Genomic DNA, 23,635 nt, shown 5'->3' with positions numbered 1-23,635 from the left:
GTTCCGGGGCGGCGTGAGGGGGACGGGTGGGAGAGCAGCAGAGGCCTGCCCCGCTCATCGGAGTGGACGACATGACCACACCGCCGTGGGCACTCGGGTTGGAGTCCACGGCGAAGGCCGGAGTGCTGGCGATGGCGCGCGCGGCGCCGCACACGGTCACGCTCGCAGTGGGCTGGGCGTGGCGGACCTCGCCGCGGCTCACCGTGATCGCCGGGGTGGTGCAGCTGCTCGCCGGCGCCGTCACCGCGTTCGGCCTGCTCGCCACGGCCGACGTCCTCACGCAGCTCCTGGAGCAGGGCCCGACCCCGGAGCGCCTGCTGTCCGCGCTGCCGGCGATCGCCGCGGTCGTCGCGGCCTTCGCCGCACGCGGTCTCCTCGACGCGACGATCGCCGCGGTGCAGGGCGCGCTCGTCCCCCGCGTCGAGCAGCGCGCGCACGAGCTGCTGCACGACGTGATCCTCGACGTCGAGCTGGCCGCGTTCGACGACGCCGACTTCGCCGATCTGGTGGAGCGCGCGGCCCTGTTCGGCCCCGGGCGCATCCGCGAGGCCGTGAACGACACCGGCAACCTGATCGCGTCGGTCGTGTCGCTCGTCGCCGCCGTCGGCGCGGCGGGCGCGCTGCACCCCGTGCTCGCGCCGGTGGTGCTCCTCGCCGCCCTCCCGCAAGGATGGGCGTCCGTTCGGGCGGCACGGCTGATGTTCGCATCCGTGCTGCGGACCAACTCGGCCCACCGCCGCCGGGGCGTCACGAGCAACCTGATCACCGACCGGGACGCGGCCGCCGAGGTGCGGGCCTTCACCACGCAGGCGGTGCTGCTCGGTGAGCACCGCCGCATCGGCGACGAGATCACGGCCGACGCGATACGGCTCTCCCGCGACCGCACCATCGTCCAGGTGCTCGGCCGCACGTTCGCCGGGATCGGCAGCGCGCTCGCCTACCTGGTGCTCGGCCTGCTGCTCTACACCGGCGGGCTGCCGCTCGCGCTCGCCGGGGCGGCCGCCGTCGCCATGCGTACGGCCGCCCAGGCGGTGTCGCAGGTGGTCTATCAGACGAACCGCCTCTACGAGGCCAGCCTGTACGTCGCCCTCTACCGCTCCTGCCTCACCGACGCGCGCACGCGGCGCCGTGCCGAGCCGACGGCCCGGCTTGCAGGTGACCCGGACGTGATCGCCCTGTCCGGGGTGTCGTTCCAGTACCCCGGGCAGGACGAGCGGGCGATCGACGACGTCACGGTCACCCTGCGCCGCGGCCAGGTGATCGCGCTCGTCGGCGAGAACGGCTCCGGCAAGTCCACGCTCGCGAAGCTGATCACCGGGCTGTACCTGCCCGCGGAAGGCAGCGTCGCCTGGGACGGCGTGGACACCGCCACCGTCCCGGCCGCGGAGCTGCACGCGCGGGTGGCCGTCGTGATGCAGGACCCGCTGCGGTGGCCGATGACCGCGGAGAACAACGTCCGGATCGGGCGGCTCGAACTGCCGGACCCCGGCGGGGAGCGGCTCGCCGACGCCGCCGCCCGTGCCGAGGCCGACTCGGTGGTCGCGGAGCTGCCGGCCGGCTGGGACACGGTGCTGTCGCGCCAGTTCCAGGCCGGGCGCGACCTGTCCGGCGGGCAGTGGCAGCGCGTCTCGGTCGCCCGCGGGCTCTACCGCGACGCGCCCGTCGTCATCGCCGACGAGCCCACGGCCGCGCTCGACGCCCGTGCCGAGCACGCCGTGTTCCGGACGCTGCGTGGGCTCGCCGTGCCGGGCCTGCACTCCCGCGGGGCGCGGATCACGGTGCTCGTCACGCACCGGCTGGCCAACGTCAAGCACGCCGACCAGATCCTCGTGCTGGAGCACGGGCGGCTCGTCGAGCACGGCAGGCACGAGCAGCTGATGGCCCGCGGCGGCACCTACCACGAGCTCTTCACGATCCAGGCGCGCGCGTACTCCGACGAGGACGACACACCGGATACGGTCCCCGCATGACCGACACCCGGCCCGGCGAACTGGTGCACCTCAACGTCGCGGCGGGCGTCGCGACCCTCACGCTGGACTCCCCCGCCAACCGCAACGCCCTGTCCGCGCAGCTTCGCCGCGAGCTGCTGGCCGGGCTCGACCGGGCGATCGCCGACGACGAGGTGCGGGTGGTCGTGCTGAGCCACACCGGCCGGGTGTTCTGCTCCGGCATGGACATCAAGGAGGCCCGCGGCGCCGACGCGGCGGGCCAGGGCGTCAACGAGTTCCCGGCGATCCTGGAGCGGATCTGGACCTCCCCCAAGCCCGTCGTCGCGCGTATCGCGGGGCCGGCGAGGGCAGGCGGCGTCGGCCTGGTGGCGGCGTGCGACATCGCGGTGGCCGCCGAGGACGCCACGTTCGCGTTCAGCGAGGTCCGGATCGGCGTGGTGCCTGCGGTCATCTCGGTGACGGTGCTGCCGCGGCTGCTGCCCCGCGCCGCCTATGAGCTGTTCCTCACCGGCGAGACGTTCGACGGCAACCGCGCCGCGGAGATCGGGCTCGTCAACAGCGCGGTGCCGGGCTTCGACCTCGACGCCGAGGTGCACCGCTATACCGAGATGCTCCGCCACGGCGCGCCCGGAGCCCTCGCTGCCACCAAGGAGCTCCTGCGCGGCGACGGCGGAATGGGCGAGCGCTTCGCCGCCATGCAGGAGCTGTCGGCGAAGTTCTTCGCGGGCGACGAGGGCCAGGAGGGCATGCGGGCGTTCGCGGAGAAGCGCCCGCCCGCGTGGGCGTTGTAGGTCAGTCCCCGGGCGTCCACTGTGGATCGCGGCCCGACGCGGCCAGGGCGCGGACGAAGGCCGGGGCGTCGCCGGGCACCTGCACCTCCGGGGCGAACCACCCACCGTCGCGGCCCATCGGGGCGATCGCGAGCACACCCTCGAGCACGGTCTCGCCGAGCGGGGCGGGCACCTCGATGGGCTGGCCGGTGGCCACCGCGACGTCCCAGGCGTGGACGGCGAACTCGGCCGTCATCATCGACCCGACGGCCGCGGCCGGCATCTCGCCGCCACCGAAGGTGGTCGCGCCCTCCCACGCTCGTGGGTCGGCCCACGCGCGCGCCGTGGCCTTCGCCTGCCGGGCGGCGAGATCGCCCCACCGCTGCGCGGGTTCGCCGACGAGGTAGGGCGCCGTGTCGGTGCCGCTCCACTCCGGGTCCCACGCCTCGCGCTCGCCGGCACGTTGGGCGAGCAGCAGGCCGAACGCGAGGTGGCTCACGGCCTGCTCGACGGTGTACTCGCTGCACGGGGACGGGGCGGAGAAGCGGGCGGGGTCGGCGCCGCGGATGGCGGCGACCGCGATCTCGATGCTCCTCGTCATGTGATCTGCGGAATCCATGCCAAGAGAGTCGCATGCGGCCGTCGGCCGGTATTGCACGAACGCGACAGGCGGGGAGCGCTACCAGGCTCTGCACACATCCACGCACCGGGTGCGGCGGTGAGATGAACGTGAGAGCGCTCCAACCAAGATCCAACAGGCCTGACGTGCACCTCACGGCCGACCGGCAAGAGGGGTGGACGCGTATGTGTGTGCAGAGCCTGCGGCGCCCCGAGGGTGTCGCCGACCGGTCACTCGGCTCGGCGCAGCAGGACCACCGGGATCTCCCGCTCGACCTTGGCCTCGTGGTCGGCGAAGAACGGGTAGGTCTGCTTGAGCATCGCCCACGTCCGCTCGCGGTCCTCGCCGCCGAGGGTCTCGGCCACGCCCGCGTACGACTCGTCCGGCAGCTCGACGGTGACCGCCGGGTCCGCGGCCAGGTTCAGGTACCAGTGCGGGTGTCGCAGTGCGCCTGCCGCCGAAGCGATGACGAGGACCCGGTCGCCGTCGCGATGGAACATCATCGGCACGGTGTGCGCCCGGCCCGACCGCCTGCCGGTGGTCGTGAGCAGGACGAGCCGCTCGCGGTGCATCCCCTCGACGGGCCCGCCTGCCCGGAACTCCGTGATCACCCGGCGGTTGGTCTCGTCGACGTAGGTTCGGTCCATGGGCGCAGTAAACAGCGTCGCTTCCGGCCCCAATTGCACGAACGCGACATGCGCGCCCCGGTTAGCCTGGTCGGCGTGGACCTCCTGGAGGCCGACCGGTCGCTCAGCCGGGCACTGGCCGTGCTCGCCCGCCGGCCGATCGTCGCGCTCACCGGCGCCGGGCTCTCCACCGACTCCGGCATCCCGGACTACCGCGGCCCCGGCTCCCCGCCCCGCACCCCGATGACCTATCAGCAGTTCCTCTCCGGCCTGCCTGCCCAGCGCCGCTACTGGGCCCGCAGCCACGTCGGATGGGCGCGGATGGCACACGCCGAGCCCAATCGCGGGCACCGGGCGGTCGCCGAGCTGGAGCGGGTGGGCGCGCTGCACGGTGTGATCACGCAGAACGTCGACGGGCTGCACCGGGCCGCGGGCAGCCACGCGGTGATCGACCTGCACGGCCGCATCTCCGACGTCACATGCGTCGGCTGCGGGCAGCGCAGCCCCCGCGACACCCTTCAGGCCCGGCTGACCGCGCTGAACCCCGGCTTCGTGGAAGCGGTGGGCGATGCCGTCGAGTCCGCCCCGGACGGCGACGCGGAACTGGCCGCCGTCGACGGCTTCCAGGTGGCCTGGTGCACCGGCTGCGGCGGCGCACTCAAGCCCGACGTGGTGTTCTTCGGGGAGAACGTGCCGAAGGACCGGGTGGCGCGGGCGTACGCGATGGTCGATGCCGCGGGCGTGCTGCTCGTCGCAGGCTCGTCGTTGACGGTGATGTCCGGGCTGCGGTTCGTCCGCCACGCCCACAAGCGCGGCACGCCGGTCGTGATCGTCAACCGGGGCCGGACCCGGGGGGACGCGCTCGCCGACGTAGTCGTCGACGGCGGCTGCTCCGAGGTGCTCACGGCGGTCGCCGCGGCTGCCGCGGACAACCGCGGCTGATCTCAGTCCCGCGCCGCGAGCACGCCCGGCCAGTGGGCCACCGTCGGCCCGTCGAACGGCGCCTCCGCGGCCTTCAGATGCGGACGGCCGTCACTGGTTGCGGCCGGCCCGGCGGGCGGCCACCCGCGCGTCGACGAGGGCGGCGACGCGGTCGACGAGCCGGTCCACCCCCACCGCGACGCCCCAGCAGAGCGGCAGGACCACGACGACGGCGAGCACGACCTGGAAGACGAAGGAGAGCTGGGTGAGCCACAGCTCGACGGCATCCCACCAATCCGCCACAGCCCGCACCACGACTCACACACTAGACCGGGCCGGCGCGCACTAGATTGCGAGGCATGTTCGCCGTCTACGCCGCCGAGCCCAACGCCGAATCTCCCCTCGACTCGCTGACCATCGGAGAGCGCCCCGCGCCCAATGTCCCCGACGGCTGGGTCGAGGTCTCCGTCTCGGCCGCAAGCCTGAACATGCACGACCTCTGGACGCTGCGCGGGGTGGGCATCAAGCCCGACCAGTTCCCGATGATCCTCGGGTGCGACGGCGCCGGGACGCTCCCGGACGGCACCGAGGTCGTGCTGCACTCGGTGGTCGGCGACCCCGACTGGCGCGGCGACGAGACCCTCGACCCCCGGCGGACCCTGCTCACGGAGAAGCACCAGGGCACGTTCGCCGAGAAGGTGGTCGTGCCGCGGCGCAACGCCGTGCCGAAGCCCCCCGGCCTCTCTACCGTGCAGGCCTCGGTGATGGGCACCGCGTGGCTCACCGCGTACCGGATGCTGTTCACGAAGTCCGGCCTCCGGCCAGGGCAGACCATGCTCGTGCAGGGCGCGTCGGGCGGGGTGTCGACCGCCCTGGTGCAGCTCGGGCGCGCCGCCGGGATGCGCGTGTGGGTGACGGGGCGCACCGAGACGAAACGGGCCATCGCCGAGAAGCTCGGAGCGCACGCAACCTTCCCCTCCGGTGAGCGTCTCCCGGAGCGCGTCGACGCGGTTTTTGAGACCGTCGGCGACGCTACGTGGTCGCACTCGATGCGCTCGCTCAAGCCGGGCGGCGTGATCGTCGTCTCCGGCTCCACGAGCGGCCCCAACCCGGGCGCTGACCTGCAGCGGTTGTTCTTCCTCCAGCTGCAGGTGGTGGGATCCACAATGGGCACTCGCGACGAGCTCGCCGACCTGCTCGCTTTCGTCTCGGAGGCCGGCATATCCCCCGAGATCGGGCTCGAACTCCCGATGGATCAGGCCCAGGAGGGCTTCCGCGCGATGCTCGACGGGGACACCCCAGGCAAAATTGTCTTTACTTTATGAACCGCCCGTCGCGCTGAACCAGCCGTTCGTCGAGCACGCCTCGCTAGTGCGAACCCCGACTCGCCCTCACAGGACGTAGTGTGTGCGACCGTGTCTGAGCCATCAAGTCGAATGGCGCCGGGCGGTCCTTACGCTCCGGCGCCGCGAGTGACAGGTCTGGTCGAGTTGCTCGACCGGTTGGACCGCGCGGTCGCCTCCTCGCTGTCACCGGTCACCTCGGCGGAAGGAGTCAGCCGCGACGGTTGGCGGGTGCTACTGATGCTCGCCCGTGGTGGCGGCCGGAGCATGGGCGAGATCGCCTCGCACACCGCTCTGCCCGCCCCCACCGCCACCCGGGTGGTCGACCGGCTGGTCGCCGCCCAGCTCGCCTACCGGCGTACCGACCCGGTCGACCGGCGGAGGGTGCTCGTCCACCTCGCAGGGGCGGGGCGGGCCGTGGTCGAGCGAGTCTGCGGGCGTGTGGAACGCCGCGCAGGCGACGCGCTCGGTTCCCCCCACACCGCAGAGCGGGCCCAGCTCGCCGAGCTCCTCGAAGCACTCGCACGCCAGCCCACCGCCGCGGGCTAACCCGTCGATCCCCCGACAGCCCCGGCGCCGACTCCCCGCCCCCGAAAAGTCACTCCCCCAATACCGCGAGTGTGCGATCTAGCCAGTCCCGCCCACGCGCCCCGAGGTGCTCGCGCGCCACCGCGATCTCCGGGGTCCGTTCGCGGGCGACAGTGGACGCCGCCATGACGTCGGCCACAGTGACGCCGTGCCCAGGGCGGTCCAGCACCGTCACGACGTCGCCCACCCGCACGTGCCCCGGCCGCTCCACGGCGAGGTACGCGCCGGGCCGGCCGGCGGCGATGAACCGCTTGACGAGGTCGGGCACGCCGCGGAACCCGGCGAACACGCGGCACGGCGTGCGTGGCCCGCGCACCTGAAGCACCGCCGCGCCCACCTGCCAGCGTTCGCCGATCACCGCGCCCGAGCAGTCGACGCACGAGAGCGTCAGGTTCTCCCCGACCCCACCAGGGAGCACCGCCTGGCCCAGCTCGGCCGTCCAGAACTCCAGATCCTCGGTCGAGTAGGCGTAGACGGCCTGATCCGGGCCGCCGTGATTCTTCGTGTCGCAGATCGTGTCGCCCGCCACGCCGTCCACCGACAGCAGCACGGGCCCGTCGACCGGTCGCTTGTCTATGCCGGAACGCCCGCCCTTGACCCGCGTCCACGGGTCGGTGCGGACCTCGGCCACGTTGACGGACTCGACACGGCCTGCGGTCACTGGCTCACCTCGGAAGATCGAAGCAGCGAATCGGCCGTCGCCCGGCCGGCGGCGTCGTACGGGAAGGACGCGAGCAGCACAGCGGCCACGGCCACCACGAGCAGCCTGCGCAGCCACGAGCCCCGACCGCACAGCCACCCGGCCAGGAACGCGACGGCAAGCGGGACGGTCACGCGGTAGAGCGCCGTGATCTCCGTGGCGGAGTCGTCACCCGGCGGGCCACCACCAATGGCGGTGACCACGATCCCGGCGACGAGTGCGCCCACCAGCCCGGCGACGAGGAGCATCCAGCGCGCCTTTGCCCGGCCGGCGAGGACTCCGAGGAGGAGGACCACCCCCAGCGCGACCGCGGCGACCGGGGTCGACACCGAGATGGGCCCCACCTGCACTCGTCCAGGGTAGACAGTTGCCACGTCCGGGTCACGGAGGCGGCGCCGACGGGATCAGCCGCATAGCGTTCCCGACATGTCCCGGACCGCTGCCGTGCTCACCGCCCTCGTCATCGGCGGACTCGGCGCGCTCGCCGCGCACGCCCACGGCGAAGCGCCTGCCGTTCGGCCCCCGGACGTCGCCGCCTGCTACGACGGCACGTGCACGCTGACCGTCACCGCGCCGCTCGAGATCCCGCTCGACGGGCGGGCCGGATACCCGGCGCTGTCGATCACGGACATCCGGCCGTCCGCGGTGGCGTTCGCCGTGCGGCGCGCCGGTAGCGCCGGGATCGGCACCGTCAGCGCGGGCGGCACCTCCACCTTCGGCGCGGGGAGCGGCACGCTCACCGTGCACGTGCTGGAGATCAGTGGCAGCACGGCCCGGCTCGAGATCACCACGACGGTGCCCTGACCGCCTGCTCTGATCTTGGGCCTACTTCTTGGGGCCTACTTCTTGGGGCCTACTTCTTGGCCTTGTCCGCCGCCGAGTCGGTGGAGAGCGCGGCGACGAAGGCCTCCTGCGGCACCTCGACCCGCCCGATCGTCTTCATCCGCTTCTTGCCCTCCTTCTGCTTCTCCAGCAGCTTCCGCTTGCGGGTGATGTCACCGCCGTAGCACTTCGCGAGCACGTCCTTGCGGATCGCGCGGATGTTCTCGCGCGCGATGATCCGCGACCCGATCGCGGCCTGGATCGGCACCTCGAACTGCTGGCGCGGGATCAGCTCGCGCAGCTTCGTGGCCATCGCCGTGCCGTAGGCGTAGGCGTCGTCCTTGTGCCGGATCGCCGAGAACGCGTCGACCGGCTCCCCCTGCAGCATGATGTCGACCTTGACGAGCTCGGACTCCTGCTCGCCCGCCTCCTCGTAGTCGAGGCTGGCGTAGCCGCGGGTGCGCGACTTCAGCGCGTCGAAGAAGTCGAAGATGATCTCCGCGAGCGGCATCGTGTAGCGCAGCTCCACGCGCGTCTCGGACAGGTAGTCCATGCCGCCGAGCTGGCCGCGCCTGCTCTGGCACAGCTCCATGATCGCGCCGATGAACTCCGACGGCGCCAGGATCGTCACCTTCACAACCGGCTCGAACACCTGCGCGACCTTGCCGGTCGGCCAGTCCGACGGGTTGGTCACCGTCATCTCGGTGCCGTCGTCCTTGACCACGCGGTAGACCACGTTGGGCGCCGTGGAGATGAGGTCGAGCCCCGCCTCCCGCTCCAGCCGGTCGCGGGTGATCTCCAGGTGCAGGAGGCCGAGGAACCCGCAGCGGAACCCGAACCCGAGCGCCGCGGACGTCTCCGGCTCGTAGGTGAGCGCGGCGTCGTTGAGCTGCAGCTTGTCGAGCGCCTCGCGCAGGTCGGGGTACTGCGAGCCCTCCACGGGGTAGAGCCCCGAGTAGACCATCGGGCGCGGCTCGCGGTAGCCGGTGAGCGGCGACTGCGCGCCCTTGCGGGCCGAGGTGACCGTGTCACCGACCTTCGACTGCCGGACGTCCTTCACCCCGGTGATCAGGTAGCCCACCTCGCCGACGCCGAGGCCCGAGCTGGGCTTGGGCTCCGGCGACACGATGCCGACCTCGAGCAGCTCGTGGGTGGCGCCCGTGGACATCATCTTGATCCGCTCACGCGGCGTGATACGCCCGTCGACGACCCGGATGTAGGTGATGACGCCGCGGTAGGTGTCGTAGACCGAGTCGAAGATCATCGCGCGGGCCGGGGCATCTGCTTCGCCCACCGGCGGGGGCACCTGGCGGACGACTTCGTCGAGCAGCTCCCGCACACCGGCGCCGGTCTTCGCGGACACCCGCAGCACGTCACCGGGGTCGCAGCCGATGATGTGGGCGATCTCGGCGGCGTAGCGGTCGGGGTCGGCGGCCGGGAGGTCGATCTTGTTGAGGACCGGGATGATCGTGAGGTCCTTCTCCAGCGCCAGGTAGAGGTTCGCCAGCGTCTGCGCCTCGATGCCCTGCGCGGCGTCCACGAGCAGGATCGCGCCCTCGCACGCCTCCAGCGCCCGGCTCACCTCGTAGGTGAAGTCGACGTGGCCGGGGGTGTCGATCAGGTGGAGCACGAGGTCGGTGTCACCCACCCGCCACGGCAGCCGCACGTTCTGCGCCTTGATGGTGATGCCGCGTTCCCGCTCGATGTCCATGCGGTCGAGGTACTGGGCGCGCATCAGGCGCTCGTCGACGACGCCGGTGAACTGCAGCATCCGGTCGGCCAGCGTGGACTTGCCGTGGTCGATGTGGGCGATGATGCAGAAGTTGCGGATGAACTCCGGCGGCGTGAACGTCTGGTCGGCGAAGCTCACTATCGTCGTTCCTTCGTGTGGGGTACTTCCATCGTCCCACGCCGTCCCGCGACCAGGGCCGAACGGGTTCCCGGGCCGCGCACGTGGTCCCTTGATCACCTGAAGTGATCAATCACTCACGATCTGTTGATCTAGGGTGACGCCGTGGACCCCAGCTCCTCAGAGGCCTTTTCTCATGCCACGATGGCCAGAGATGTCGGTATGCGGGACGGCGTCAACGCTCGTGCTCGCGCCGGGACCCCAGCCCCGGCGTCGACCGGCCCGAACCGCCCGACCGGCCCAATCCCAGGGGGCGACCGGTGACAGCGATGGGCCCGCCATGGGCGAGCAGCGCGGGACCCGACTGCGCGCTCGTCACGGGGGCACCGGCGTGCCGCTGCTCCGAGGACGCCGTCCATCTCACCGACGACGACATCGTCGCGAGGGCGGTGAGCATGCTCCGCTGGGAGCAGCGAGCCACCCCGGCGGGCATGTCCGCCGCCCGCGGGGGGCTTGACGCGCTGCTCGTGCAGGCCCGCGGCCGGGGGCCGTCGTCGCTGGTGGCCGAGCTGCTCGGGATCTGCCTCATGGTGCGCCTGCTCGACGCCGACCCGGCCGACGCCGACGACGTCGAGGCGCTGCTGGCGGAGTTCATCGAGATCGTCGAGATCGACAGGGATCCGCGCAGGCTGGGCGACGCAGCCACGCTGCGCGCCCACCGCACGTCGGCGTTCGGCCAGGGCGAGAACGCACTCGCCGACGCCGCCGCCGCGTTCGCGATCCTCACCGACATCACCGCGCCCGCCCCGGGCGAGGACCCGGTGCGGTGGGCGCAGGGCCTCGCGCGCAGCCTCAACGGCCTGGTGCTCGTGCTGCTCAAGCTCGGGTCACACGAGCTCGCCGACGAGGTGTCGCAGCGGGCTGTCGCGGTCCTGGAGACCTGCGGCTCGCCGATGGACCGGCTCGTGCACAAGCTCAACCGCGTACGGCTGCAGCTGTCCTGGGGGCTGCGCCTGGAACGCGGCGGGCGGGACGCGGCGGCCGCCACCCGGTTCGCCGACGCCGCCCGCACCGCGCGCGTCGCCGCCGAGCTGTGGGCTGCCGCGATGGCGCCGAGCGGCGGCGCGACCCGCCCGGCCACGCAGGAGATCTCCGTCATCGGCGCCGCGTACGCGCTGCAGCGGCCCGGCCCGGAGCACCTCGACACGCTGTTCGGGCTGCGCGACGTCGCCCACTTCGTCGAGGACCGCATCGTGCTGGCCATCGCCACCGCGCGCTGCCTCGTGGTCGCCGGCCGCGCGGCCGAGGCCGTCGCGGCGGTCGGCCCGCTGCACGAGGAGCTGCGCGACAACACCTCCGAGGCCGTGATGGCGCTGGCCCTGCACCGCGAGTTCGCGAGAATGGACCAACTGGCCCGCGGCGGGCCGGGCAGCAGCTCCCTCGCCCTCCAGCACTACGCGGCCGCGCTCGAGCGCGAGCTGTGGGCGCTGCGCGAGGCCCGGCTGACCGCCCTGCGCAGCCACTACGACCACCACCGGCTCGCCCGCGAGCACGGTGCGGTAGCCGCCCAGGCCATGCAGGACCCGCTCACCGGCCTGCCCAACCGCCGCGCCCTCGACCTGTTCCTGGCCGAGACGACGAGCAACGCGGCGGGCCAGCCGTGCGCCGTCGCCCTGGTCGACCTCGACCGGTTCAAGGACGTCAACGACGCCCGCTCGCACGCCGCGGGCGACGCGGTGCTGCGTGAGGTGGCGGGGTGCCTGCGCACGGCACTGCGCGCGCAGGACATGGTGGCCCGGTACGGCGGCGACGAGTTCGTCGTCGTGATGCCGTCCACCGCGCTCCCGGTGGCGTCGGCGGCGCTGCAGCGCGCGACCGACGCCGTCGCCGCGCTCCCCACGGACGTCGCGGCGGGCGTCACGGTGTCGGTCGGGGTGGTGAGGGCCCCGCTCGACGGCGAGCCGTCGGCCGCGCTCGCTGCGGCCGACGCCGCCATGTACCGGGCCAAACGGGCCGGCGGCAACACGGTGGTCAGCGGCACCAGCCCGGTGTCCGCACGCGCCCGTTAGGGACCAGTCACAGCGACCGCCAGAAGTCGGCCAGCACCCTCGCGCCCCGGTCCGGGTCCTGGGTCATCCACCAGTGCCCCAGCCCGTCGAGCACCTCGACCCGGGCCCCCGCCCGGCCGGCGGCCCGGCGGCGCTGCTCGTCGGTGCCGACCATGTGGTCCTCGGACGGCAGCAGGGCGAGGCCGGGATGGTCCGCCGCGGCTTCGAGACCCGCGCCCAGCTCGGCCATCGCCGGCTGGGCGGCGGAGCGGTAGAGCCGCAGGATGCAGTCGCCCATCGTCGCGTCCATGCCCTCGGCCACCCGCTCCGCGACGGCCGGCGCCATCCCACCATGGGCGAGCCGCTCGGCCCGCGCCGCCACGGGAGCGGCGGCCATCGCGGCGACGGCGGCCTCGCCCGCGCCGGGCGTCTGCCACACCTGCGCCAGCTCGTGCCACTCGTAGTCCGGGTCGAAGACACCGACGACGTCCGAGCACCAGCTCCGCACGAGGTCTGGGCGGGCCATCACGGCGTTCAGCACGTGTCCGCCGCCCCAGTCGTGCCCGACGAGGTCGACAGGCCCCTCGATCCCCTCCAGCTCGGCGATGAGCCAGTCGCGGTACTCGGCGACCGTGGCACCCCACCCGTCCGGCACCGGTGCCCCGAACCCTGGCGGCGCGAGCCGCAGCGGCTCGGCGACCCCGAGCGCGGCGAGTCGTTCGACGAGGGGGTCCCAGAGGGCGGGGGTCTCCGGATTGCCGTGCACGAGCACCACTGTCATGAGATCACCCAAGCGGCGCCGCGGACGGGCGTCAACGACATCCGTCGCACCGATCCGGCCACCCGGGAGAGCGTCACGCCAGCCGCGTCATGTCCTTGAGGGGCGGGACGTCGGCGTAGTCGCGGCCCACCGCGACCCACACGTGCCGGTGCGCGTTACGGGCGGGTGACACGACGTACGCTCCGGGGGTGGCAACGCAGCCCCGGCCGAGCCCAGTTCTCGACTCGGCGCGGGGGTGGGTCACCGTCGCCACCGCGTTCGTCTCGATGGCAGTGGTGTTCGCCGTGGCCTACAGCTTCGGTGCCTTCTTCGCGCCGATGGCCGCGGAGTTCGGCTCCGGCAACGGCGCCACGTCCCTCGTGTTCGGTGTGACCGCGGCGTGCTGGTTCCTGCTCAGTTCCGTCACCGGCCGCATCGCCGACCGGATCGGGCCGCGTCCGCTCCTGATCACCGGGGCGGCCGCGCTCACCGCAGGCCTGTTGCTCACCGCCGCCGTCGAGCGGCTGTGGCTGGGCTACCTCACCTACGGCCTCGGGGTGGGCGTCGCCGTCGCGTGCGGGTACGTCCCGCTCGTGGCCGCCGTCGGCGGCTGGTTCGCGCGGCGCCGGGCCGTCGCGCTCGCCGTCGCCGTCGCCGGGATCGGGGTCGGCACCCTGATCGGCGCGCCGCTCGCCGCCGCGCTCATCGCCGCGCACGGGTGGCGCCAGACGCACGTCGTGTTCGGCCTGGCGGGCGGGGTGCTCCTGCTGCTGTGCGCGGTCGCGGTGCGGCGCCCGCCCGAACCCGCGCAGAACGCCCCCGCGCTCGGCACCCGGGCGCTGCTGCGCACACCGGCGTTCCGATCGCTGTACGTGGCGACGCTGCTGTCGTCGGTCGCGCTCTTCGCCACACTCGTCTTCCTCCCGCCCTACGCGGCGGCGGCCGGGGCGACCCCGGTCGCGGCGGCGGCGCTCGTCGGGATCATCGGCGTTTCCAGCGTCGTCGGCCGGATCGCGATCGGCGCGTATGCCGAACGGGCCGGGCACATCCGGACCTTCCGCGCGAGCTTCGCGGTGCTCGCAGGCAGCTTCGCGCTCTGGCTCGCCGCCGACCTGCTCGCGGGATCCTTCCCCGCGCTCGTCGCCTTCGCCGTGGTGCTCGGCGTCGGCTACGGCGGCTGGATCGCACTGGCGCCCGCCGTGCTCGCGGAGCTCTTCGGCGTCCGGGGCCTCGGCGGGGTGGTCGGGCTGAGCTACACCTCGTCCGGGTTCGGGGCGCTCCTCGGCGCGCCGCTCGCGGGTCTGCTCGTCGATCTCACCGGCGGGTACGGTGGGATCGTCGTCGGAGCGGGCGTCTGCGCGCTCGGCGCTCACCTCGCGCTGCGGCCGCTGGGCCGGGCCGATCTAGGAGCGCGCTGAAAAGCTCGGGCCTACTGCGCTACGGCCGGAGCCTTTCAGTACCCTCCTTACCCGCTCAGCAAGCCGCCTGTAGCATGGACCGCTGAGCGCCCGGCGTGATGATCGATCCCCCGCCGCCGGTGCGGAGCGGAACGAAGCGAGCAGTCCACCGGCAGGAAGAAACTCGAGGCATTCGCGTGGCCAACATCAAGTCCCAGATCAAGCGGATCAAGACCAACGAGAAGCGGCGTCAGCGCAACAAGTCGGTCCGGTCTGCCGTCCGCACTGCCGTACGGCGCTTCCGCGAGGCGGTGGAGGCCGGCGACACCGAGAAGGCCACCCAGCTGCAGCGCGCCGCCTCCCGCGCCCTGGACAAGGCCGCCAGCAAGGGCGTCCTTCACAAGAACCAGGCCGCCAACCGCAAGTCGGCGATGGCGAAGCGCGTCAGCGCTCTCTGACTCGGCTCTTCACGAACGGCGCTGCCCCCTCGCGGGCAGCGCCGTTTGTGTGCGCGCTGCGCGGGACTCTCACGTACGTCAACCGCTCGGCGGCGCGCGCGCTCGCCGCCGTCGCAAACGTGACGTCTCCTACAAGAATGTAGACAGTATCCGAGACGCTCGCCGACAGTGGAGGTTCGCCCGCAGGCGGCCTACCCCTGCTCTCCGGCCGCCCGAGCCCTAGGAGAAGTTCTCGATGCTCGTCAACCTGATCGCCATGGTCCCAGCCGTTCTCGCCGGTATCGGAGGCGCGCTCCTCGGGGACAAGATCGGGCTCTGGATCAAGAAGTTGCGCACCAGCGGCAACAGCTGACCGACCGACACCCCATCAGCGGCGGCCCCTGGCCGCACAGATCCGCAGCACCGCCCGCTCCAGCGCGTAGTCGGCGTCGGCCGCCGCGCCCTTCACGTCGGCATTGACCTCGGCGGCCGCCGCGAACGCCTCGGCGATCGCCTCCGGCCCCCACGACCGCACCTGCTGCTGCGCCTTGCGGATCTTCCATGGCGGCATGCCGAGTGTGCCTGCGAGGCGGTTGGGGTCGCCGCGGCCGGCCGAGCCCACCTTCGCGAGCGTGCGCAGCGCGTCCGCCAGCGCGTCGGCGATCAGCACCGAGGGCACCCCGAGCAACTGTGCCCACCTCAGCGCCTCCAACGCGCCCGCCCGGTCGCCAAGCACGACCTTGTCGGCCACCGCGAACCCGGACGCCTCGGCGCGACCACGGTGGTAACGCCGCACTGCCTGCTCGTCGACGGTGCCGCCGGTGTCGGCCACCAACTGGCCCGCGGCGGAGGCCAGCTCCCGCAGGTCGGAGCCCACGGCCTCGATGAGCACACCCACAGCGGCCGGCGCGATCTTGCCGCCGACGCGGCGCACCTCGGCGCGTACGAAGTCGGAGCGCTCCTCGAACCGGGTGATCTTGTTGCACGTGGTGACGACAGCGCCCTTCTTGCGCAGCTCGTCGGCCAGCGCCTTGTTGCGCGCCCCGCCCGCGTGCGCGACGACCAGCACGATGCCGTCGACGGGGTCGCCGGACTGCCTGGCGATGGCGGTGGCCATCTCCTTGCCGACCTCGTGGGCGGCCATGAGGACGACAACCCGGCCCTCCGCGAAGAGCGACGGGCTGAGGCTCTCCGCGAGATCGCCTGGCGTGAGGTCGCCGGCGCGGACCTTGCGTACCTCGGCCCCCGGCTCGACGGCCTTGACCTCCGCGATCACCTGCTCGACCGCCCGCTCGACCAGCAGCTCTTCCTCTCCCAGCACGAGGTGCAGCGGCGCGGGTGGGGGCGGCGCGGACATGCCGTCCATGCTCGCGCACGGCACCGACGATTCGTGACCCGGCTCCCAGATCACGGGACGGACTTGGGGGAGCGGCCGCTGGTGTCGTAACGTGAAGGTCATCCCACGGCGACGTGCTCCGGGGACCACAACTGCACATGGCTCATCCAGAGGGGCAGAGGGAACGGCCCGACGAAGCCCCGGCAACCGGCGATGCGCGTCTGCGCTCGATCACGGTGCCAATTCCGACCCGCATGCTGCGGGAAAGATGAGGAGATCTCGTCATGACCCTGTCTGCCGCCGCCACGGCCGCCACCTCCTACGACCTCGGCCCCGCCCGTGCCCTCTCCTGTCGGGAGTGCGGCCACGAGATCCCGCTCGCCGCGGAGTTCGCCTGTCCCCAGTGTTTCGGTCCCCTCGAGGTGGCCTACGACTTCGGCACGGTGACCCGCGAGTCGATCGAGGCAGGCCCCAAGTCGATCTGGCGCTACCGGCAGCTGCTGCCCGTGCCGTCCGACGTGCAGAGCCACCCGAACACCGAGCCCGGCCTCACCCGGCTGATCAAGGCCGACCGGCTCGCCGCCGCGCTCGGCGTGCGCAACCTGTGGGTCAAGGACGACACCGGCAACCCGACCCACTCCTTCAAGGACCGCGTGGTCGCCGTCGCGCTCGCCGCCGCCCGCGAGCTCGGGTTCTCGGTGCTCGCCTGCCCGTCCACCGGCAACCTCGCCAACGCCGTGGCTGCCGCCGCGGCGCGGGCCGGCTGGGACTCGGTGGTGCTGATCCCCAAGTCGCTCGAGCAGGCCAAGGTGCTCACCACCGCCGTGTACGACGGCACCCTGCTGGCCGTCGACGGCAACTACGACGACGTGAACCGGCTGGCCACCGAGCTCGCCGCCGAGCACGAGGACTGGGCGTTCGTCAACGTCAACGTGCGGCCGTACTACGCGGAGGGCTCCAAGACCCTCGGCTACGAGGTGGCCGAGCAACTCGGCTGGCGGCTGCCGGAGCAGATCGTGATCCCCGTGGCGTCGGGCTCCCAGCTCACCAAGGTGGACAAGGGCTTCACCGAGCTGGGCAAGCTCGGCCTGGTGGAGCCCACCCCCTACCGGGTGTTCGGCGCCCAGGCCACGGGCTGCTCGCCGGTGGCGAAGGCATTCGCCGACGGCCACGACGTGGTGCAGCCGGTCCGCCCCGACACCATCGCCCGCTCGCTCGCGATCGGGAACCCCGCCGACGGGCCCTACGTGCTCGACACCGTCCGCCGCACCGGCGGCGCGGTCGGGCACGTCAGCGACGCCGAGGTCGTCGAGGGCATCCGGCTGCTCGCCCGCACCGAGGGCGTGTTCGCCGAGACCGCCGGCGGCGTCACCGTCGCGACCGCCAAGAAGCTCATCGAGGCCGGCCAGATCGACCCGGACGCCGAGACCGTGCTGCTCATCACCGGCGACGGCCTCAAGACCCTCGACGCCGTGGCCGACCAGGTCGGCCCGTCGGCCACCGTGCCCTCCACCAGCAAGGCCGTACGCGAGGCCCTGGCGGCCCGCGGGCTCTGACGGGGTCGTTCCGCCCGATCTCAACTGACGCTCATCTTGAGAGTGGGGGGTGATGCCGAGATGTGGCGCAGGCGCAGGCAGGGACAACTCACATGGATGCCGGCTGCCGAACTCGAGCCGATGATGGGGCGGGTGATCGAGCCCGAACCCGGGCGTCGAGTCGACGGCCGGGTGGCGATCCTCCAATTCGGCGTCGACCACGCGCTCGACTTCCGGACCCGGTCGACGGTCTATAAGACCGTCGATCCGGACACGGTGACCGGGCGACCGCTCGGCTGGGTGATTCCGTGTACGCCCGAGCAGAACGAGCGCTGGACCGAGGCGGCGGTGGCGTGCGTCGTCGAACTCGACCGCGCCGCGCTGGCCTTGCACGAGGCCCGGCGGCGCGCAGCGCAGCCGCCCCCGCGAAAGCGCGCGCTTGCTGAGGAGATGCAGCGCGACTGGGCCGATGCACAGAGTCGCTACCGGTCCCGCTTCCAGGCTGCCACCGACGCCTACTCCCCCGTAATCCGGGAGGTCGGCGACGCGATCAGGCGGCAGCTGGATGTGGATTTGCGCCGGCTCCACGCCCAGAGGCAGGCCGAGAAGGTGGAGGAACAGCGCATCCAGGCCGTCGTGGAACAGCGGCTCGGTGAACTCGCCGACGAGCTTCGCTGGGGCATCAAGGTCTCGCATTCCCCCGGTCGCACGCTGCACGTGGTGTGCGTGGGCGTTGCGCCGCGCGCGGTGCCGGAGGACGCCGCGCCGCTGGTGGAGGACGTGGACGTGCGCACATTGCGTGAGTCGTTGGTGGAGCGCGGTTGGGCGGATGTGGTGTTCGACGACTCGATCCAGGAGCACATCCGGGCCCACTTTGCAGACCTGCCAGGCCTCTCCCGCCACACCGGGTTGTGGGACTTCTGGTGGAAACTGTTCACCGAGGACTACAAGACCGGCAGGGTCCCGACCGGTTCGAGCCGTCAGACTTACGGCTCGAGCCATACGAGCTACACCGGTTTTCACTTCTGATCTGCAAGGCCGCGCGCGAAGCGGCCTGCTCGACAGGCGGGGCCGGCGAGGGGTTCGGCATCCGCGGCCGGTCCGGCGGCTACTTGGTGGAAGTCGCGGAGGCGACGGTGGACCCGGTTCGAGACACCCTCATCGGCCGCTCCACACCGGAGGACGTTTCTCCTGGAAGGCGAGCACGCCTTCCCTGCTGTCCTCGCTGTCGAGCGCCGCGACGACAGCAGGGAGCCGCGCGTCGCGGGCCTCACGCGCGGTGAGGTGGGCGGTGCGGATGGCCAGCTGCTTGATCGCTCGCAGCGACGACGGGGAGCAGGCCAGGATGTCGTCGACCCAGCGCTGGACGGCGGTGTCGAGCTCCGCCGCCGGGACGACCTCGTTGACCAGGCCGAGCCGGTGCATCTCGGCCGCCGGGAATCGCCGGCCGGTGAGCAGGATGCCCATCGCCGCGTTGTACGGAATCTTGCGTTGCAGCAGCACCATGCCGCCGTCGAGTGGCAGCCGGCCCACCCGCGGCTCGGTCAGCCCGAACTGCGCTGTGTCGGCCGCGATCACGATGTCGCAGCCGAGCACCAGCTCCATCCCGCCCCCGAGGGCGTAGCCGTTCACCCGCGCGATGACCGGCACGTCGAGGCTCTGCCGCAGGCTCAGGGCGCCGAAGCCGTTGGCGTCCACCGTTGCCCAGTACTCCAGCCCGGTCTTGTCGATCGCGCTCGCGGACATGTCCGCGCCGACGCTGAATGCCTTCTCCCCTGCTCCGGTCACGACGACGCACCGCACGTCGGACGCCTCGATCTCGGTCCAGATCTCGTCGAGGCGCTGGTGGGTCGGCCCGTCGATCGCGTTGAGCACCTTCGGCCGGTCGACGGTCACGTAGGCCACGTGGTCGCGCACCTCGAAGCGCACCTCGTCGACCGGATCACCCACCGGCGTGGGGCGTGAGCGACCGTGCTGTCCCGGGCCAGGGTCTGAGCTCTGCGCTCCCGGGCTACTCACGACACCACCCCGCCGGCCCGCAGGGCCGCGATGCGGCCGGCGTCGTAGCCGTGCTCGGCGAGCACCGCTTCGGAGTCCTCGCCCAGCCGTGGCGCGCGGCGGCGTACGGTGGCCGGCGTCGCGGACAAGCCGATCGGCGCGTTGAGCACCTGCACGCTGCCCTCGGTCGGATGGTCCATTTTGACGATCATCTCGTTGATCGCCGTCTGCTCGTCGGCGAGGGCCTCCGCCATCGTGAGAACCGGTGCGCAGAGGAGATCGACGCCCTCCAGACGCTCGATCCAGTGCGCGGTGGTGTCCTGGGCGAACCGCTTGCCGAAGATGCCCTGCAGCTCCGGGCGGGCGGCCATCTGGCCGGGTTGGTCTTGGAGGTCGGGCCGCTGCCAGAGCTCGTCGGGCAGCCCGAGCGCGGTACAGATATCGCGCAACGGCTCCTGCTTGAACGCGCCGACCATGCACACCGCGCCGTCCGTCGTCGGGAAGACCCCGGACAACGGCATTGCCGCCCAGTTGATCTCGGTGCCACGGTTGAGCTGGGTCGCTGCCTCCTGCATCTGCATGTGCAGCATCGAGTCGAACATCCGCACGTCCACCCGCTGGCCCTCGCCGGTCCGTTCACGGGCCAGCAAGGCGAGCAGGATCCCCTGCATCAGGTGCATTCCTGTCGTGTAGTCGCACAGCGTCGTGGGGTAGACGCTCAGCGGAAGGTCGTCACTCTGCCGCCGCCACATCACGCCGGACAGTGCCTGCAACAGCACGTCCTGACCGCCCTTGTGGGAGTAGGGACCGACCTCGCCGAAGCCGGTGCCCGAGGCCCAGATGATCCGAGGGTTGAGCTGCTTGAGCTTGTCGTAACCGAAGCCGATCCGGTCCATCACCCCGGCGCGGAAGTTGCTCACGACGACGTCGGCGTCGCGGACCAGGTCGTAGACGACCTGCTTCCCCTCATCGGTGCGGGTGTCGATACTGATGCTGCGCTTGTTGCGGTTGATCGAGTAGAAGATCGGGTTGTCCAGACCCGACTCGTCGGCGATCGAGCTGCGGGACAGGTCGCCGTACTTCGGTCGCTCGACCTTGATCACGTCGGCGCCGTAGTCGCCGAGCAGCTGGGTGGCCGACGGCCCCATGTAGACCTGGGTGAAGTCGACGACGGTGATGCCTTCCAGCGCGCTGATCGCCTGGCTCATGAGTGATCGATCTCCACTTCGACTGGCTGCTCCCCGGAGGAGGCGTTCTCGCTGGGAATGTCACCCGGATCCGCTCCGGCCTTGCGCATCGCCAGCTGGATGTCGGTCGCCGGCACGTCGCGTACGGCGACGCCCCTGTCCGCGGCGAGCGCGGCGGCGAAGCCCGCGGCCTGACCCATCGCCATGCAGGGCGGGATCTCCCGCGACATCTTCTGCGCCTGGGGGGTGGCGGAGTAGTGCCGCCCCGCCACGACCAGCTGGTCGACCTCCTTCGGCAGCATGGCGCGGTACGGCGTGTAGTAGTCCCGCCCGCGAGCGACCGTGTCGGGGAAGTGCCTGCGCTCATGCACGTCGTCAGCGGTCACGACGTACTCACCCTGGAGCAGGCGGGTCTGCCTGACTCCCATCTGCTCCGCGACGTCAACGACGAAGGCGTTCTCGAACCCGGGGAGCGTCCTTCGGCACAGCTCGACCGCCTCGGCGATCTTCGTCCTGGCCGAGAACTCCGCGTCGGTCAACGAAGCCGGGTCGGTGCCGTCGAAGCCGGTCATGTGCGGCGCGTTGCACCAGACCACGCCGGGGATGGGGGTCTTCAACCACCACAGCTCCCAGGCTCCGCCGAGCGTGCGCTTGATCGCCTTGTTCAGCGCCCGCGCGGCCTTGGGATCGTTCTGCTCGAAGCGCTCGGCCTCGTCGGTGTCGACGCCGCCGAGGCGGAAGACCAGCGTGGTGATGTAGGAGTCCTTGACGTACGACGCACCCGCCCGCGACGCGACATCGATGTCGCCTGTGGTGTCGACGACGACGTCGCCGAGAACCGCCTGTGGGCCCGACTTCGTCTCGGCGATCACGCCGCGCATCACCCCGTCGTCGACGATCGGCCGGGAGAACCAGCTGTGCAGCCGCAGGTTGACCCCGGCCTCCCGAACCAGGTCGTTGGAGACCCGCTTCCAGCCGTCAGGGTCGAACGCCGCCGCGTAGCAGATCGGTTTGGGGTTGGAGGAGACGTGGAAGTCGAAGACGCCGTACCGGCCCCACTTGTTCCACGTCTCGGTCGAGGCGCGGCGATCCTCCTTCGGGGGTACCACGACGAGCTCCATCGTGGACAGTCGCTCGATGTACTCCGAGACGATCCCCGTGACGGTGATCTCCTGCCCGTTGATCATGTCGTCGAGCACCAGCACCATCCCGCCCGAGGCGAGGCCGCCAAGTGCCGGGTAACGCTCGAGCAGCGTCACCGACGCACCGCTGCGGGCGGCAGTGACCGCAGCGGACACGCCCGCCGGCCCGCCGCCGACCACGACGACATCCGACGTCGCGACGACCTCGCAGTCGACTGCCGAGCCGGACACTCGTAGATCACTCACCGACGAACACTCCTTCGGTCTTCCTCGCCCACAGGTAGAGGCCGATGCTGAGGGCGGCGAGAACAGCCATGTACACGGGGAACAGCTGGCTCAGACCCTTCCCGGACATCCACACCACCAGGTACGACGCCGTTCCTCCGAAGGCGGCGACGCCGATGCCGTAGCCGAGCCCGCAGGCTGAGGAGCGGATTCCCTTCGGGAACAACGAGGCGCTGACCAGGACATAGAGCGTCATGTTGATGAGCAGGATCGGCGAACCGATGAACAGCACGGCGGCGAACCCGCCCAGTCCCTTCGCGGTGTAGAGCAGCATCAGGAACACCGCCGGGATCATCAGGAACCGCCCGATGAGGAAGACCCGGCTCAATCTGTAGCGGTCGGCGAGCGGGCCGACGACGAGAGATCCGACCACCATGATCAGGGAGAGGATCGTGGTGACGCCGAAGACGCTGGTCGGGTCCTCGCCGAAGCTGGTGCGAGCGAGGTTGGGCAGGCCAACGTTCCAGCCGTAGTTGAAGGCCTGAGCGGCGCCGACGACGAAGATGACGGCGAGCAGGCTGCGCCACCGGGCGAAGACGCCCTTCCAGACGCTGGACGTGACGCCGACGTACTCCGGATCGGACTGATGCAGGGTCTCCGGCAGCGCCCTGCGCAGCCAGAACACGACCAGGCCCATCGCGGCGCCGACCAGGAACGGGATCCGCCATCCCCAGTCGCCCATCACACCGGAGCCGAGGGCGAGCCCGAGCACGTAGTTGACCAGCGAGGCGAGCAGGATCCCGAAGTTGACGAAGAAGCTGATGATGCCCGCCGCCGCCCCTGATCGACCCTTCGGCATCACCTCCACGCCGTACGCGGTGGACAGTGGGGCTTCGATGCCGGTGGACAAGCCCTGGAGCAGCCGACAGATCAGCAGGATGATCGGGGCTGCTGCGCCGATGGTGGCGGCATCGGGCATGACACCGATGACCAAGGTGGTGACCGCCATCAGCCCGACGGACCACAGCATCACGTTCTTGCGGCCGATCTTGTCAGCGACACCGCCGAGAAGGATCCCGCCCACCGGCCTGGCGACGAACCCGACCGCGAAGATGGACAGCGTGTTCAGGGTCGCGTCCAGAGGACTCGAGTCCCGGAAGAAATGCGGTCCGATGCTCGCGGCGAGCAGGCCGAAGACCTGCCAGTCGTACCACTCGAGCGTGTTTCCGAGCCCGAGGCCGAGCATCGATCGCCGCAGCGTTCTGCGGTCGATCGTGTCCTGCGCGGACGACTTCGGATCCGGCGGGGGGCCCGCGGCTCCGGTCGCCTGGGATGTGCCGGGGACGGTGTTGGACATGGCTTCGGCCTTCCAGGCGGCAGCAG

Annotated in this window: 23 protein-coding genes and 1 riboswitch; of the genes, 11 read left to right on the top strand and 12 right to left on the bottom strand. The window is 71.6% G+C overall.

The features are described from left to right. The first annotated feature begins 26 nt into the window (after window positions 1–26). Window positions 27–1,970: an ATP-binding cassette domain-containing protein gene (locus ABD143_RS36550; RefSeq protein ID WP_343987884.1), complete on the top strand. Its 1,944-nt coding sequence runs from the start codon at window positions 27–29 to the stop codon at window positions 1,968–1,970. Further along, complete coding sequence (locus ABD143_RS36545) at window positions 1,967–2,740, top strand: enoyl-CoA hydratase-related protein (protein WP_343987882.1); 774 nt, start codon at window positions 1,967–1,969, stop codon at window positions 2,738–2,740. The genes ABD143_RS36550 and ABD143_RS36545 overlap by 4 nt, the downstream gene beginning before the upstream one ends. Before the next feature lies 1 nt (window position 2,741). Here ABD143_RS36545 and ABD143_RS36540 read toward each other — a convergent pair whose 3' ends face one another. After that, entirely contained in the window at window positions 2,742–3,320 is a 579-nt protein-coding gene (locus tag ABD143_RS36540; protein WP_343987879.1) for a TIGR03086 family metal-binding protein, read from the bottom strand. Between the two features lie 248 nt (window positions 3,321–3,568). Continuing rightward, window positions 3,569–3,985, bottom strand: a complete 417-nt coding sequence (locus ABD143_RS36535) for a nitroreductase/quinone reductase family protein (RefSeq protein WP_343987876.1) — start codon at window positions 3,983–3,985, stop codon at window positions 3,569–3,571. A gap of 75 nt (window positions 3,986–4,060) precedes the next feature. On the opposite strand from ABD143_RS36535, the gene ABD143_RS36530 reads away from it, so the two are divergent. Then, window positions 4,061–4,906 carry an NAD-dependent protein deacetylase gene (locus ABD143_RS36530; RefSeq protein ID WP_379659765.1) on the top strand — a complete coding sequence of 282 codons (846 nt, stop codon included), beginning with the start codon at window positions 4,061–4,063 and terminating at the stop codon, window positions 4,904–4,906. A 90-nt stretch (window positions 4,907–4,996) separates the two neighbouring features. Here ABD143_RS36530 and ABD143_RS36525 read toward each other — a convergent pair whose 3' ends face one another. Continuing rightward, window positions 4,997–5,200 (bottom strand): hypothetical protein, encoded by a 204-nt coding sequence (locus tag ABD143_RS36525; RefSeq protein ID WP_343987872.1) that lies wholly within the window; start codon window positions 5,198–5,200, stop codon window positions 4,997–4,999. 44 nt (window positions 5,201–5,244) lie between these two features. Here ABD143_RS36525 and ABD143_RS36520 point away from each other — a divergent pair, with 44 nt between their 5' ends. Continuing rightward, window positions 5,245–6,210 carry a zinc-binding dehydrogenase gene (locus tag ABD143_RS36520; RefSeq protein WP_343987869.1) on the top strand — a complete coding sequence of 322 codons (966 nt, stop codon included), beginning with the start codon at window positions 5,245–5,247 and terminating at the stop codon, window positions 6,208–6,210. A gap of 147 nt (window positions 6,211–6,357) precedes the next feature. After that, the gene (locus tag ABD143_RS36515) at window positions 6,358–6,777 is read left to right on the top strand and encodes a MarR family winged helix-turn-helix transcriptional regulator (RefSeq protein WP_343987866.1); all 420 of its coding nucleotides are present in this window, start codon (window positions 6,358–6,360) and stop codon (window positions 6,775–6,777) included. Window positions 6,778–6,826: 49 nt separating this feature from the next. Here ABD143_RS36515 and ABD143_RS36510 read toward each other — a convergent pair whose 3' ends face one another. Then, window positions 6,827–7,477 carry an MOSC domain-containing protein gene (locus ABD143_RS36510; RefSeq protein WP_343987863.1) on the bottom strand — a complete coding sequence of 217 codons (651 nt, stop codon included), beginning with the start codon at window positions 7,475–7,477 and terminating at the stop codon, window positions 6,827–6,829. Further along, window positions 7,474–7,866 carry a hypothetical protein gene (locus ABD143_RS36505; protein WP_343987861.1) on the bottom strand — a complete coding sequence of 131 codons (393 nt, stop codon included), beginning with the start codon at window positions 7,864–7,866 and terminating at the stop codon, window positions 7,474–7,476. The genes ABD143_RS36510 and ABD143_RS36505 overlap by 4 nt, the downstream gene beginning before the upstream one ends. 76 nt (window positions 7,867–7,942) lie before the next feature. Here ABD143_RS36505 and ABD143_RS36500 point away from each other — a divergent pair, with 76 nt between their 5' ends. Beyond that, window positions 7,943–8,320, top strand: a complete 378-nt coding sequence (locus tag ABD143_RS36500) for a hypothetical protein (protein ID WP_343987858.1) — start codon at window positions 7,943–7,945, stop codon at window positions 8,318–8,320. A 49-nt stretch (window positions 8,321–8,369) separates the two neighbouring features. Here the strand turns inward: ABD143_RS36500 and lepA are convergent, their stop codons facing one another. After that, a complete protein-coding gene (gene lepA / locus ABD143_RS36495; protein WP_343988559.1) occupies window positions 8,370–10,211 on the bottom strand; it encodes a translation elongation factor 4 in 1,842 nt (613 codons plus the stop codon). A gap of 305 nt (window positions 10,212–10,516) precedes the next feature. Here lepA and ABD143_RS36490 point away from each other — a divergent pair, with 305 nt between their 5' ends. Then, entirely contained in the window at window positions 10,517–12,256 is a 1,740-nt protein-coding gene (locus ABD143_RS36490) for a GGDEF domain-containing protein (RefSeq protein ID WP_343988556.1), read from the top strand. Window positions 12,257–12,263: 7 nt separating this feature from the next. Here ABD143_RS36490 and ABD143_RS36485 read toward each other — a convergent pair whose 3' ends face one another. Further along, window positions 12,264–13,016 (bottom strand): alpha/beta fold hydrolase, encoded by a 753-nt coding sequence (locus ABD143_RS36485; protein WP_343987855.1) that lies wholly within the window; start codon window positions 13,014–13,016, stop codon window positions 12,264–12,266. 188 nt (window positions 13,017–13,204) lie between these two features. Here ABD143_RS36485 and ABD143_RS36480 point away from each other — a divergent pair, with 188 nt between their 5' ends. Further along, the gene (locus ABD143_RS36480) at window positions 13,205–14,413 is read left to right on the top strand and encodes an MFS transporter (protein WP_343987853.1); all 1,209 of its coding nucleotides are present in this window, start codon (window positions 13,205–13,207) and stop codon (window positions 14,411–14,413) included. A gap of 176 nt (window positions 14,414–14,589) precedes the next feature. Next, on the top strand, window positions 14,590–14,850 hold the full coding sequence (gene rpsT / locus ABD143_RS36475; RefSeq protein ID WP_343988553.1) for a 30S ribosomal protein S20: 261 nt from the start codon (window positions 14,590–14,592) through the stop codon (window positions 14,848–14,850). A 367-nt stretch (window positions 14,851–15,217) separates the two neighbouring features. On the opposite strand, the gene holA is transcribed toward rpsT, so the two are convergent. Then, the gene (gene holA, locus ABD143_RS36470; protein ID WP_343987850.1) at window positions 15,218–16,186 is read right to left on the bottom strand and encodes a DNA polymerase III subunit delta; all 969 of its coding nucleotides are present in this window, start codon (window positions 16,184–16,186) and stop codon (window positions 15,218–15,220) included. Between the two features lie 139 nt (window positions 16,187–16,325). After that, window positions 16,326–16,440, top strand: a riboswitch (SAM riboswitch). A gap of 9 nt (window positions 16,441–16,449) precedes the next feature. On the opposite strand from holA, the gene thrC reads away from it, so the two are divergent. Together thrC and ABD143_RS36460 are read left to right on the top strand one after the other, a co-directional pair. Next, window positions 16,450–17,721: a threonine synthase gene (thrC, locus tag ABD143_RS36465; RefSeq protein WP_343987847.1), complete on the top strand. Its 1,272-nt coding sequence runs from the start codon at window positions 16,450–16,452 to the stop codon at window positions 17,719–17,721. Window positions 17,722–17,817: 96 nt separating this feature from the next. Beyond that, on the top strand, window positions 17,818–18,729 hold the full coding sequence (locus ABD143_RS36460) for a hypothetical protein (RefSeq protein WP_343987844.1): 912 nt from the start codon (window positions 17,818–17,820) through the stop codon (window positions 18,727–18,729). A 129-nt stretch (window positions 18,730–18,858) separates the two neighbouring features. On the opposite strand, the gene ABD143_RS36455 is transcribed toward ABD143_RS36460, so the two are convergent. From ABD143_RS36455 to ABD143_RS36440, 4 genes are all read right to left on the bottom strand, one after another. After that, a complete protein-coding gene (locus ABD143_RS36455; RefSeq protein ID WP_343987841.1) occupies window positions 18,859–19,650 on the bottom strand; it encodes an enoyl-CoA hydratase-related protein in 792 nt (263 codons plus the stop codon). Between the two features lie 65 nt (window positions 19,651–19,715). Beyond that, the gene (locus ABD143_RS36450; protein ID WP_343987837.1) at window positions 19,716–20,906 is read right to left on the bottom strand and encodes a CaiB/BaiF CoA transferase family protein; all 1,191 of its coding nucleotides are present in this window, start codon (window positions 20,904–20,906) and stop codon (window positions 19,716–19,718) included. Beyond that, window positions 20,903–22,273, bottom strand: coding sequence for an FAD-dependent oxidoreductase (locus ABD143_RS36445; RefSeq protein ID WP_343987834.1), 1,371 nt, complete (start codon window positions 22,271–22,273; stop codon window positions 20,903–20,905). The genes ABD143_RS36450 and ABD143_RS36445 overlap by 4 nt, the downstream gene beginning before the upstream one ends. Then, on the bottom strand, window positions 22,266–23,609 hold the full coding sequence (locus tag ABD143_RS36440; protein ID WP_343987831.1) for an MFS transporter: 1,344 nt from the start codon (window positions 23,607–23,609) through the stop codon (window positions 22,266–22,268). Before ABD143_RS36440 ends, ABD143_RS36445 begins: the two co-directional genes overlap by 8 nt. Between the last annotated feature and the right edge of the window lie 26 nt (window positions 23,610–23,635).

The sequence above is a fragment of the Pseudonocardia aurantiaca genome (assembly GCF_039526725.1).
Lineage (GTDB): Bacteria > Actinomycetota > Actinomycetes > Mycobacteriales > Pseudonocardiaceae > Pseudonocardia > Pseudonocardia aurantiaca.
This window is presented reverse-complemented; position numbering and strand designations above follow the sequence as displayed.